General features: G+C 68.1%; 12 protein-coding genes. 7 read left to right on the top strand and 5 right to left on the bottom strand.

Features of this window, described 5'->3' with window-relative positions; all coding sequences use genetic code 11:
* Positions 1-407 precede the first annotated feature (407 nt).
* Entirely contained in the window at positions 408-977 is a 570-nt protein-coding gene (locus ACIBF7_RS37480) for a DUF6461 domain-containing protein (RefSeq protein ID WP_397199257.1), read from the top strand.
* 231 nt (positions 978-1208) lie between these two features.
* Positions 1209-1778 carry a hypothetical protein gene (locus ACIBF7_RS37475; protein WP_397199256.1) on the top strand — a complete coding sequence of 190 codons (570 nt, stop codon included), beginning with the start codon at positions 1209-1211 and terminating at the stop codon, positions 1776-1778.
* Between the two features lie 31 nt (positions 1779-1809).
* Here ACIBF7_RS37475 and ACIBF7_RS37470 read toward each other — a convergent pair whose 3' ends face one another.
* Complete coding sequence (locus ACIBF7_RS37470; protein WP_397199255.1) at positions 1810-2310, bottom strand: TetR/AcrR family transcriptional regulator; 501 nt, start codon at positions 2308-2310, stop codon at positions 1810-1812.
* 180 nt (positions 2311-2490) lie between these two features.
* Between ACIBF7_RS37470 and ACIBF7_RS37465 the strand changes: the two genes are divergently transcribed.
* A complete protein-coding gene (locus ACIBF7_RS37465) occupies positions 2491-3210 on the top strand; it encodes a class I SAM-dependent methyltransferase (RefSeq protein WP_397199254.1) in 720 nt (239 codons plus the stop codon).
* Positions 3207-4676, top strand: a complete 1470-nt coding sequence (locus ACIBF7_RS37460) for an MFS transporter (RefSeq protein WP_397199253.1) — start codon at positions 3207-3209, stop codon at positions 4674-4676. The genes ACIBF7_RS37465 and ACIBF7_RS37460 overlap by 4 nt, the downstream gene beginning before the upstream one ends.
* A 93-nt stretch (positions 4677-4769) precedes the next feature.
* Here ACIBF7_RS37460 and ACIBF7_RS37455 read toward each other — a convergent pair whose 3' ends face one another.
* Positions 4770-5156 carry a helix-turn-helix domain-containing protein gene (locus tag ACIBF7_RS37455; RefSeq protein WP_148029042.1) on the bottom strand — a complete coding sequence of 129 codons (387 nt, stop codon included), beginning with the start codon at positions 5154-5156 and terminating at the stop codon, positions 4770-4772.
* Positions 5157-5258: 102 nt separating this feature from the next.
* On the opposite strand from ACIBF7_RS37455, the gene ACIBF7_RS37450 reads away from it, so the two are divergent.
* A complete protein-coding gene (locus ACIBF7_RS37450) occupies positions 5259-5882 on the top strand; it encodes an NAD(P)-dependent oxidoreductase (protein ID WP_397199252.1) in 624 nt (207 codons plus the stop codon).
* A 103-nt stretch (positions 5883-5985) separates the two neighbouring features.
* Here ACIBF7_RS37450 and ACIBF7_RS37445 read toward each other — a convergent pair whose 3' ends face one another.
* A complete protein-coding gene (locus tag ACIBF7_RS37445; protein ID WP_219552471.1) occupies positions 5986-6393 on the bottom strand; it encodes a MerR family transcriptional regulator in 408 nt (135 codons plus the stop codon).
* A gap of 49 nt (positions 6394-6442) precedes the next feature.
* Between ACIBF7_RS37445 and ACIBF7_RS37440 the strand changes: the two genes are divergently transcribed.
* The gene (locus ACIBF7_RS37440) at positions 6443-7327 is read left to right on the top strand and encodes an NAD(P)-dependent oxidoreductase (RefSeq protein ID WP_148029045.1); all 885 of its coding nucleotides are present in this window, start codon (positions 6443-6445) and stop codon (positions 7325-7327) included.
* A gap of 39 nt (positions 7328-7366) precedes the next feature.
* Here ACIBF7_RS37440 and ACIBF7_RS37435 read toward each other — a convergent pair whose 3' ends face one another.
* Both ACIBF7_RS37435 and ACIBF7_RS37430 read right to left on the bottom strand, forming a co-directional pair.
* Positions 7367-8032 carry a response regulator gene (locus tag ACIBF7_RS37435; protein WP_397199250.1) on the bottom strand — a complete coding sequence of 222 codons (666 nt, stop codon included), beginning with the start codon at positions 8030-8032 and terminating at the stop codon, positions 7367-7369.
* Positions 8029-9204 (bottom strand): sensor histidine kinase, encoded by a 1176-nt coding sequence (locus ACIBF7_RS37430; RefSeq protein ID WP_397199249.1) that lies wholly within the window; start codon positions 9202-9204, stop codon positions 8029-8031. The genes ACIBF7_RS37435 and ACIBF7_RS37430 overlap by 4 nt, the downstream gene beginning before the upstream one ends.
* 188 nt (positions 9205-9392) lie before the next feature.
* Here ACIBF7_RS37430 and ACIBF7_RS37425 point away from each other — a divergent pair, with 188 nt between their 5' ends.
* Positions 9393-10949, top strand: a complete 1557-nt coding sequence (locus tag ACIBF7_RS37425; RefSeq protein ID WP_397199248.1) for an alpha/beta hydrolase — start codon at positions 9393-9395, stop codon at positions 10947-10949.
* The last annotated feature ends 8 nt before the right edge of the window (positions 10950-10957 follow it).

Here is a 10957-nt window from a genome sequence, read left to right as displayed (position 1 = left end):
GCCTCACTCGACCTGGGAAACGATCACGCGGAACTCGGGAAGCGATCTTTCATGCCTCTGCTGCTTTCCAGGCCAGGCACACTCGTGAACACCCCACCAGACACAGCAAGGCCCGTCCGGGGTGATCGGACGGGCCTTCGTGCTGTTCAGAGGGGCTTGCTGGGCTACCCGGGGGGTTGCTGGTCTCGACGCCCCATCCGGCTGCTGACCGGCGCCACTTCGGGGGTTTGTAGTACGCCGACGACTGGGTTGAACTTCCCCTCACCGGTAGCCCGCTCTCGATCCGTTCCAGCGCATGCCGTTGGAGACGTTCCTGGGTGAGGCCGAGGTGCGTCACGCCGTATCGGGCCCAGCCCATCGTCTTGTGACGTCCGGGGTCTGTCGGTTCCGGCTGGCAGCATGACGACATGACCATGCAGCCCCCCGATATTACTTGGCTCTGCGGCGAATACGCCGAGGAGTTGTACAGCTTCATCTACGTCCGTGCCACGCCCGAACAGGTGATCGCCCGCCTCGGCGGCCGATGGGAGGACTTCACGCCGGGTCCCTTCCCCGACGACCCGGATTACTACTCGCACGCTGGACCTCTCGGCGTCGCCTCCATCGGTGATTGGACGTTCGTTTTCGACCCCGACTGGCTCGGCACCCGCGAAGACGTGATCACCAGACTCTCCGAGGGCACTCGCCTTGTCTCTCAAGCCGCACTCGCCATCAAGTGCCTGGACTACTTCTACTGGTGTGAGGACGGCGAGATCCGATGCGCCTGGGGTGGCGATGAGGGATATCTGACGGAGAGCCCGGCCGAACTGGTCGACACGATGGCGGAGATCGACAGGCTGTACCCATCGGGTCCCCGCCTCTACAAAGGGCCGGCCTTCCTGCTCGTCGAGCACCTGACCGGGATCAGGGTGACGGAGCAGCTGCTCAAGAGCTCCACGTTCATGTGGGGTGTCGTTCCGGAACCGGCCACGTCGTGACGTTGATCAATGGTGAGTCTTTCCTCCTGAAGTCGTATCACCGGCGGGCCGCCGAGTCCAAGCAGCTCCACATCAGGCGGACGCATAGACCAAGGACCTGGACCCGTGAGATGGGCTTCGCCATCCGGTTCGGGACCTTCCCCACGTCATCAAGCCGCTCCGTCCCCGGCCCGCTGCCGCTACGCGGTGAGTGCGACATCCGTTGAAGATCTCCACGGCGACACGAGTTTGATGGAACACTGGCTGCCCTCTGATCATCTTTGTGGGAAGTATGCCATGTCGCGATGGCGCTATCTTCGATGGTGGCTGGCCGCATTTGTGGTCAGTCTGCTGAGCTTTCTGTCCTTATGGCTGCCCGCGCTCTTCGAGGGTGATGGAGCGGTGGGTTGTGCGGGTTATGGCCCTCTTCCATCGGGTCTGACGAGGTTGTGGTCGGTCTTGGAAGTCATGTGGCTCGATGTCAGGCAGGAGATTGCGGGTACGCACGGGCGGTATCTGGTTCTGAACGGTGCGCCTATGGTGAGCGTCCTGCTCTCTGGTTTGGTCGCCGCATGGTCGAAGCGGTGGCTCGGGACGGTAGTGGGGCTGCTGGGAGCCCTGGTCGTGGCGGGGGTCGCGCTTCACTGGGCGTTCATGGCGTTCTCGTATTGGCTGATGCTCAGCTGTGGGGGGTGGGAGGGACGGCTCCCATGGATGATGTGGCGTTTGCTCCTGATGGTCGGTTTCGGCAGTGTGGTCGTGCTGTTGATCGGCGGAGTTCGGGTTCGTGGAGCAGCGTTGGCCACCCACGCGCGATCCTGATGATCCCGATGGCACATCGATGGAGCCCCGCTCACGTCAGGACGCCACAGGTGGCGAGGTGGACGAATCGGCGGTAGACCTCTTCCGGGGCAAGGTCGGGCCGGGTGTCCAGCCACCAGATGAGCAGCCCCATCAATCCGTTGACCAGGAATGCCACGGTCGGTTCGAGCTCGATTGCGTCCGTAGCCGGCTGTGCTCGCCGCAGGTGATCGGTGAAGACCTCGGTCAGCATTCCTTTCGCGATGGAGACGACCTTGGCACTACCGCGGCCTCCGATCAGGGACTGGTAGAGCTGACGGTTGGCCCCGGCCAGCCGGAAGATGAGCAGCGCAGGAAGCAGTGGATCGTCATCGGCGGCCGCAGGATCGCCTGGACCGGCAGAGGCTTTGGCGATCATCGCGCGGAGATGATCGCTGCCGCTCTCGACCAGGAGGTCGTCCTTGCTGTTGTAGTGGCTGTAGAAGGTGGATCGGCCGACATCGGCGTGGTCGAGGATGTCCTGCACGGTGACGCGTGTGTAGCCCTTGGCCATGATGAGCTCGATCAGAGACTGGTGCAGGAGTGCGCGAGTCCGGCGCACTCGCCTGTCGCCGTCTCGCTGCATGGCTTCCTCCGCCCGTTCAAGGCCAGTTCGGGAGATCTGTCCGGTAACGGACGGATCCGGCGAACTGCTTCTTGAGCTCACCTCCGAAGCACATCAATTATGAACAGTATGTTCACTAACCGTACTGATGTCCATGAGGGCGCCCGCCCGTCGTCCTTCGTACCCGCCCTCGGCCACGCGGCGCTCACGCCGCTCTATGCGGCGCTGAGCGGGATGACAAGGCCGACGCTGCGCCGCTTCCTGCGTCGAACCGGCATCGAGCCGGATATGACGGTCCTCGACCTGGGCTGCGGCACCGGGACACTCGCTCTGCTGATCAAACAGGCTTATCCGACGACGAGGGTCATCGGGCTCGACGTGGACCCGGCCGTCCTCGAGGTCGCTCGCGAGGTGCTCGCACGCGCCCATGTCGACGCCGAGCTGCATCAGGGCACAATCGAGACCGCTGAGTTCCCGCCCAGGTCCTTCGACCGGATCCTGACGACCTTCGTGCTGCATCATCTGACCACCGAGGAGAAGCGGTCGATGCTCGCCGCCTGTCAGCGCCTCCTGCGACCGGGCGGACAGCTGCACGTCGCCGACCTCGGACCACCCAGCACAGCGCTGATGAAGCTCGTGTCCCTCCCTCTGCGCGCACTCGGCGGCGAACGCGTCGCGGCCAACGTCTCAGGGGCGATCCCTACGCTGATGCGCGCGGCCGGCTTCACCGAGGTGTCCCAAGTCAGGGCGTCCAGCAGCGTCCTCGGCACCATGACGCACTGGAAGGCCACGCTCCCGGCACAGGCCGACTCCGCGCCTCACGGCGATCACCAAGGGCGCACGCGATGACGACGCAGGAGACCCGGGCCTTCCGCTGGACTCCGGCGCACGCGGTCGGGCTGCTGGTGCTGTGTACGGCCCAGGTCCTCGACGGCGTCGACGTGACGGTCGTGAACGTCGCACTGCCCGCGATCGCGTCAGACCTCGGCTTCTCGGAGGCAGCCCTCCCCTGGGTGATCAATGCCTACACGGTCCCCTTCGGCGGGTTCCTCCTGCTCGGCGGACGACTCGGGGACCTGCGTGGCCGTCGCAAGGTGCTCGTCGGCGGCATCTCGCTGTTCGCTGCGGCCTCGCTCGTCAGCGCTCTCGCGCAGAACCCGGAAACCCTCATCGGCGCGCGAGCGGTGCAAGGACTCGCGGCCGCACTGATCGCGCCGATGACTCTCGCGCTGATCGGAGTCATCTTCCCATCAGGGCCGCCGCGGAACCGCGCCTTCGCCGCCTGGGCGGCCTCCTACGGCGTCAGCAGCGCTCTCGGCCTCCTGCTCGGCGGAGCACTGACCGACGGCCCGGGCTGGCGGTGGATCTTCTTCGTCAACCTCCCGATCGGCGTCGTCCTGCTCCTGCTGACCATGCTCTTCGTGCCCGCCGACCAGCCACGCCGCCGGCACCACCGCTTCGACATCGTCGGCGCTGTGACGTCGACGGCGGGGATCGGGCTGCTCGTGTACGCGGTCCTCGACACCGCCGATCACCCCTGGGGATCGGCCAGGACGATCGGGCTCGTGCTGGTGTCGGCGGCTCTGCTCGGCTGGTTCGTGATGAACGAGCTCCGGGTGGCAGAGCCGTTGGTCTCGTTCAAGCTGTTCCGGCTGCCCGGAGTGGCCGGAGCGACCATCGTCTCGGTCTTTCGCGGCTCAGCGATGTTCGCACTGTTCTACTTCGCCACGCTCTATCAGCAGCAGGTGCTGCACCTGTCCGCATTGCAGACCGGACTCAACTACCTGCCGATGACCGTGATCCTCGTCGCCGCCTCGGCACTCGGGCCGACGCTCGTGCGCTGGATCGGCATCCGCATGGCAGTGGTCCTCGGCTCTCTGCTCGCGGCGGGCGGGCTGGCGCTCTTCGCCACCATCGCGCCGCAGGGATCGGTCTGGAGCAATGTGATCCTGCCGTCCCTGATCGTGTGCACCGGCCTCGCGATCGTCATCGTCCCGTCCACGATCGCCGCCCTGAACGACGTCCCGCAAGCAGACACCGGCGTCGTGTCCGCGCTGCAGAACGTCAGCCTCCAACTCGGCGGGGCCCTCGGCCTCGCCATTCTTTCCAGCGTCGTCACCGCCCGCACCACGGACCTGCTGGCCGCCGGGGAATCACCGGCGCTCGCCCTGACCTCGGGCTTCGGGGCGGGGTTCGCCATGACCGCCGGGCTCATGGTCGCCGCGGCGACCGCGGCGGCGCTCATGCTCCGCGACCACGGGCACGGCGAGCGGGTGGACATGAGCAGGCTCAGCCAGCCCGGTTTCGACGAATGACCCAAACGTGGCTTCCTCCGGGACTCGATCGGCACCAGCGACTCGGCCTTGTCCAACGGCTATGCGATCGGCCAGGCCGTGAAGTCCGCCGCGTCAGCCGGCGCGGTCGAGACGAGAGCTGTTGTCGTACGACTCGCGGGCGTCGAGCAGTTCGTCCCAGTGTTCCTGCGTCCAGGCGCAGGCGATCGCCATCGGCCCGAGCATGCTACGGCCGAGCGGGGTGAGCCCGTACTCGACATGCGGGGCGGCGCCGGTGTAGACGGTGCGTTCGACCAGACCGTCCCGTTCGAGGGAGCGCAGCGACTGGGTGAGGACCTTGGGGGTGACGCGACTCAGCGGCACACGCAGCTCGGAGAACCGGCGCGGCCCGTGCTCGAGGCAACGGATGACGAGCGCCGCCCACTTGTCGCCGAACCGGATCGGATTGAGCGAGGACGGGCACAGCTCGTCGAACATGTCGGCGGGCAGAGGTTCCCTCATGGCCTCACGATAACCGGTATCCCCGTGGTAACCGCAGCCCTCGGTAGCGTCCGGGAAGCGGCCGGGCGAACGGGACCCGGCCCCGGTGAAAGGCGGTTCTCCATGAACATTGTGGTCTTCGGCGCGGGCGGCAGAGCCGGTAGGCAGGCCGTCGCCGAGGCGGGCCGGCGGGGGCACCGGGTCACCGCCGTGGTGCGTGACCCCGCGAGCCACGGCGATCTGACCGACGTACGCGTGGTGGCGGGTGACGTCACGGACGGGACGAGCGTCGCGCATGCGGCCGCGGGCCATGACGCGGCCATCAGCGCCGCCGCTGACCTGTCCGCGCCGCCTCACGAGTTCTTCACCGCGTCGGCCCGCGCCCTGACCGCCGGTCTGGCGAAGGCGGGCGTGCGCCGGCTGGCGGTGGTCGGGCTGGCATCGATCATGCCCGGGGCTTCGGGTGCTCCGCTGATGGACGAGCCCGGTTATCCCAACGAATACCGCGCCTTCTACCTCGGCCACGCGGCGGGTCTCGCCGTGCTTCAGGAGTGCGACCTCGACTGGGCGTACGTCGCTCCGGCAGGCGACTTCGACCATGCCGGAACGCGCACCGGCCGGTACCGGATCGCCGACCATGCGGACCCGGCCAGCAGGATCACGTACGCGGACTTCGCGGTGGCGCTGCTCGACGAGATCGAGGCCCCGCACCAACGCCGTGCCGCCGTCAGCATCGGGGAGGCGTGATGCCCTAGGTACATCCTGGTGGCCTCCGGCCGCGGCGCGGACCGCCATCCGGCGCGAACGGGTCAAGACGGGGACCCCGGTGGCAGGAAACCCAGCAGATCGCTCAGGCGGGTACGGGCTCCTGGTCGGCATCGTGAAAGGGCGGATAGCTCTCGCCGGCCATGCGCTCGGCCGCATCGATGTAGTCGGCAAGAGCGTCGCGGGACTGAGCGAGCCGGTCCATCTGATCGTCCAGTCGCCGCAGCCGTGACCTCATCGCGGCCAGCAGCTCGGGACATCCGAGCAGCTCGGGGGCCTCTCCGACCGCACAGGGCAGCAGGTACGCGATGTCCTCAGAGGACAATCCGGCACCGAGCAGGTGCCGGATCTGCTTCACCCGCAGCACGGCGTCCTCGTCGTACTCGCGGTAACCGTTCGCGCCCCGGTCTGCCGCCAGCAGCCCCTGGGCTTCGTAATAGCGCAGCTGATGGGCATTCACACCCGTCCGGCGACTCAATTCCCCGATCAGCACCGAAACCTCACTTGACCTTCATACCGGTATCAACGTTGACGATGCTGCCATGGACAGCACAACCAATGCACCCGTGACAGTCATCGGACTCGGACTGATGGGCCGCGCGCTCGCCGGCGCCTTCCTGAAAGCCGGGCATCCCACAACCGTGTGGAACCGTACAACCTCCAAGTCCGACCAGCTGGTAGCCGAGGGTGCGCGGCGGGCGCCGACGGTCGGTGACGCGCTCAAGGCAAGCTCCCTGACGATCATCTGCGTCACCGATTACCAGGCCATGCACGAGCTGCTCGGCGCGAGCGACATCGAGCTGGACGGCACGATGGTGATCAACCTGACCTCGGGTGACTCGGCCCAGGCCCGGGCGGCCGCTCGATGGGCCGAGCAGCGCGGCGCCCGTTACCTGGACGGCGCGATCATGGCCATCCCGTCGGCGATCGGGACCGCCGAAGCGGTGATTCTGCACAGCGGGCCGCAGCCGGACTTCGACGCGCACAAGTCGACGCTCGACGCTCTCGGCACCGTCACCTACCTTGGTGCGGACCATGGGCTGGCGTCCCTGTACGACGTGGCCGGCCTCGCCATGATGTGGAGCGTCCTGAACGCCTGGCTCCAGGGCACGGCCATGCTCAGGACGGCCGGTGTCGACGCCGCGACGTATGCGCCGTTCGCGCGGCAGATCGCTGCCGGTGTGGCCGAATGGCTGCCCGGGTATGCCGAGCAGATCGACAGCGGCTCCTTCCCGGCCGAGGTGTCGGCCCTGGAGACCGACGTGCGGGCGATGGCACACCTGATCGAGGAGAGCGAGGCGGTGGGTGTCAACGCCGAGCTGCCGAAGTTGATCAAGGCTATGGCCGACCGCTCGATCGCCGCAGGACACGGCGGGGAACAGTATCCCGTGCTGATCGAAGAATTCAGCAAACCCCGCGACTCGTGAACACCCCATCAGGTCGGAAGGTCCCATTCCGGAATCTTTTCAGCGGTGGGCGAAGCCTGTGCGGTAGGCGAAGACCACGGCTTGGACGCGGTCGCGTAGGTCCAGTTTGGACAGGATTCGGGAGACGTAGGTGCGGACGGTCTCGACGCTGATCACCAGTTCCGCGGCTATCTCGGCGTTGGACAGGCCGCGCGCGATCAGGCGCAGTACCTCGCGTTCGCGGGGGGCCAGCGCGGCCAGCGGATCCTCGGCCGGGGTGGGGTTCGCCGGGTGGACGCGCTCGGCGAAGCGGCCTATGAGGGTGCGGGTCACGGCGGGGGACAGCAGGGACTCGCCGCGGGCGACCGTGCGGACGCCGTTCACCAGCTCCAGCAGGGGGGCGTCCTTGAGCAGGAAGCCGCTGGCTCCGGCACGCAGGGCCTCGTAGACGTACTCGTCCACGTTGAACGTGGTCACCACCAGCACCTTCGGTGGCGCGACGACACCGGGGCCGGCGATGCGCCTCGTCACCTCGATGCCGTCCATCAGCGGCATGTGGATGTCCATGACCACCACGTCCGGTTTCAGGTTCGTGACCACCTCGAGCGCGGCTGGGCCGTCGGCGGCCACGCCGACCACTTCCATGTCCGGCTGTGCGTCGAACGCCGTCATGTAGCCGGTGCGGACGATCTCCTGGTCCTCGCAGATCGCGACGCGAATGATCATTCGGCACCGCCTACGGGGATCGACGCGTGCAGCCGGAAACCGCCGTCCGGTTGCTCGCCCGCGGTCAGCTCGCCGCCCAGCGCGCCCACCCGGTCGCGCAGTCCGGCCAGGCCGCGGCCGCCGGAGAGGTCGCTTCGGGCGCCTACGGAAACCGCGGCGGCGGCGTTCGTCACTTCGACCTCCACCCGGTCGTCCCGGTAGTCGACGCGCACCGTGGTCGGGCGGCCTTCGGCGTACTTGACGGCGTTCGTCAGGCCCTCCTGCACCACCCGGTACATGGCCAGCCCCACGCCGGCCGGAAGTGCGAGCCGGTCGCCGTCCCCCACCAGGTCGACCGGTTGGCCGCCGTTTCGGGTCTGTAGCACCAGATCTCGTACGGTTCCCGCGACGGGCACGGCCGACTCTCCGGTGGCCTCCAGCACCTCCAGCAGGTACCGCAGTTCGGCGAGGGCTCGGCGGCCGGCGTGGCCGATCGTGGACAGTGCGGTGACCACGCGGTCCGGCGACGTGGCCAGGAACTGCGTGGCGTCGGCCTGCACGACGATGCCGGTGACGTGGTGGGTCACCACGTCGTGCAGTTCCCGGGCGATGCGGGCCCGCTCGGCGGCGGCCGCGGCCAGGGCGGAGCGCCTCCGTTGTTCGGCCTCGTCGAGCCGTCGCCTGCGTACGAAGACGCCGAGCACCCAGCAGGCGACGAGAACCAGGTAGAACACCAGGAACTCGCTCAGCGCGTTCGGTGAGCCGAGCAGGTGTACGGCCACGCACAGCACGACGTACGCGGCGGACGCCACGACGGCGATGAGGCGCCGGAACCGTTCCTGGTGCGCGCCCACCGAGTACAGCGCGAGGTAGATGGTCACGGTGCCGAACTCGTGCGGGTAGCCGGCCGCCTCGTGGACCGCGAACGACGCGCCGATGATCGCCAGGCACGCGGCGGGCCACCGGGTACGCACCGCGAGGGGCAATGTCTGTGCCAGGACGAGGACGATCGCGAGCGCGTCAGCCGGGCGTCTTGGCAGGTCACCGAGCTGGGCGCTCATGACCGACAGCGCCGGGACGAACGCCAGCCCGGTGAACGCGACGGCCGGCCACAGGTCCCTCACCGCGGCGTCGTGGACGCGCCACCGGTCCCGCAACCTGCGCGACAGGTCGCCGACCCTGGTCCCCCCCATGGTGCTGAGCCTAGCGATCTCTGGCCTCCGGTTTTACCGAGTTTGTCCCTCAAATGAGCTACACGGAATGTCCGCAGCGCGGTGATTCGGGACAGGGCTCTCAACTCCTACCTTTCTTGTCGGCGGCCGGAACCACGGTCAAACCGCGAACCAGATCGCGGCACAACGGCACTTCGGAGGACATCACCATGGGAAGCACCAACCGCGGACGAATCGTCGTCGCCGGCATCCTGGCCGGGCTCGCGGCGACGGGGGCGACGGTCGGCGGACAGCCAAGGAGCGCCGCGGCCGAGGTGGGCGCCGGCCACGTCCAGACCTCGATCAAATGGGGCGGCTGTCCGGAACTCGCGCCGGGCGTCAAACGGGACCCCAGGCAGACCTGCGGCACGGTCAAGGTGCCCCTGGACTACCGCCATCCCCAGGGAGAGACCATCACCGTCGCGGTCTCCAGGATCGCCACCGCCAAGCCCGGCAAGAAGCGCGGCGCCTTGCTGTTCAACCCGGGCGGCCCGGGACTCGGGGGCCTGGACATGCCCGGCAAGATGGCACCTACGCTGCCGAAGTCGGTGCTGAACTCCTACGACCTGATCGGGTTCGACCCACGCGGCGTCGGCCACAGCACCCCGATGAGTTGCGGCCTGACCGACTCCGGCTTCCTCAACGTGTTCGCCTACCCCGGCGCCGGCGGCTCGATCGAGGGCAACGTCACCAGCGCGCGCGCCGCCGCCGAGCAGTGCGCCGCGGTCGGCGACAAGCTCCGGTTCTTCACCACCGCGAACACCGCCCGCGACATGGACCGGATCCGCCAGGCACTCGGCGCGCGGAAGATCTCCTATTGGGGCCAGTCCTTCGGCACCTACCTCGGCGCGGTCTATACCTCGTTGTTCCCCCACAACACCGACCGGATGGTGCTGGAGAGCAACGTCGACCCGAGCAAGGCGTGGGCGAAGATGCTGGACACGTGGAACCAGGGCATGAACGACCGGTTCCCGGACGCCGCCCGCGTCGCCGCCGCGAACGACACCGAGCTCGGGCTGGGCGGCACCGTCGACGAGGTCACCGACACCTTCCTCACGCTGGCCGACCACCTCGACCGGAAACCGGCCGCGGTGCCGGGCACGCCGGCGGCCGTCAACGGCGCGCTGCTGCGCGCCATCACCTACCAGATGTTGCTGCACAACGAGACGCTCGCCCCGCTCACCCAGTTCTGGAAGGCGGCGGCCGACCTGTCCGCCGGCAAGGCCCCGACAGACGCGGGCGTCGCCGTGCTCAAGCAGGTCTTGGCCGACGCCGCGGCCGAGCCGGGCGTGCCGGCGGACAACCAGGTCACCATGGCTCTGGCCCTGATGTGCGGGGACACCACCTGGTCGCGCGACGTGGACTCCTACGCCGGCGCCACCTCGGCCGCCCGCGCGAAGTACCCGCTGAGCGCCGGCATGCCCAACAACATCCGGTCGTGCGCGTTCTGGTCCACCAAGCCGGTCGAGCCGCTGGTCAAGGTCACCTCGCACGGTCCGCGTAACGTCCTGATCCTGCAGAACCGCCGCGACAACGCCACGCCGTGGGCCGCGGGGCGGGGAATGCGCGAGGCACTGGGGGATCGCGCCGGCTTCGTCGGTGTCGACAACGGCGGTCACTACGTCTACGGCACCGGCTCGACCTGCGCCGACAAGGCCACCGTCGCGTTCCTGACGAAGGGAACCCTGCCGGGCAAGGACCTCGCCTGCGACGGTCCTCGGTCCTGACCGTCAAA

Source organism: Nonomuraea sp. NPDC050478, assembly GCF_044458265.1.
Lineage (GTDB): Bacteria > Actinomycetota > Actinomycetes > Streptosporangiales > Streptosporangiaceae > Nonomuraea > Nonomuraea ferruginea.
The sequence above is the reverse complement of the archived record's forward strand: the minus strand, read 5'-3'. Positions and strand labels throughout refer to the sequence as shown.

Excerpts from the sequence above, each read along its gene's own strand:
- ACIBF7_RS37470 (WP_397199255.1), bottom strand. The coding sequence starts at position 2,310 with ATGGCCAAGGGCTACACACGCGTCACCGTGCAGGACATCCTCGACCAC.
- ACIBF7_RS37455 (WP_148029042.1), bottom strand. The coding sequence starts at position 5,156 with ATGAGGGAACCTCTGCCCGCCGACATGTTCGACGAGCTGTGCCCGTCC.
- ACIBF7_RS37450 (WP_397199252.1), top strand. The coding sequence starts at position 5,259 with ATGAACATTGTGGTCTTCGGCGCGGGCGGCAGAGCCGGTAGGCAGGCC.
- ACIBF7_RS37425 (WP_397199248.1), top strand. The coding sequence starts at position 9,393 with ATGGGAAGCACCAACCGCGGACGAATCGTCGTCGCCGGCATCCTGGCC.
- ACIBF7_RS37465 (WP_397199254.1), top strand. The coding sequence starts at position 2,491 with ATGTTCACTAACCGTACTGATGTCCATGAGGGCGCCCGCCCGTCGTCC.
- ACIBF7_RS37480 (WP_397199257.1), top strand. The coding sequence starts at position 408 with ATGACCATGCAGCCCCCCGATATTACTTGGCTCTGCGGCGAATACGCC.
- ACIBF7_RS37460 (WP_397199253.1), top strand. The coding sequence starts at position 3,207 with ATGACGACGCAGGAGACCCGGGCCTTCCGCTGGACTCCGGCGCACGCG.
- ACIBF7_RS37475 (WP_397199256.1), top strand. The coding sequence starts at position 1,209 with ATGGAACACTGGCTGCCCTCTGATCATCTTTGTGGGAAGTATGCCATG.
- ACIBF7_RS37440 (WP_148029045.1), top strand. The coding sequence starts at position 6,443 with ATGGACAGCACAACCAATGCACCCGTGACAGTCATCGGACTCGGACTG.
- ACIBF7_RS37430 (WP_397199249.1), bottom strand. The coding sequence starts at position 9,204 with ATGGGGGGGACCAGGGTCGGCGACCTGTCGCGCAGGTTGCGGGACCGG.
- ACIBF7_RS37435 (WP_397199250.1), bottom strand. The coding sequence starts at position 8,032 with ATGATCATTCGCGTCGCGATCTGCGAGGACCAGGAGATCGTCCGCACC.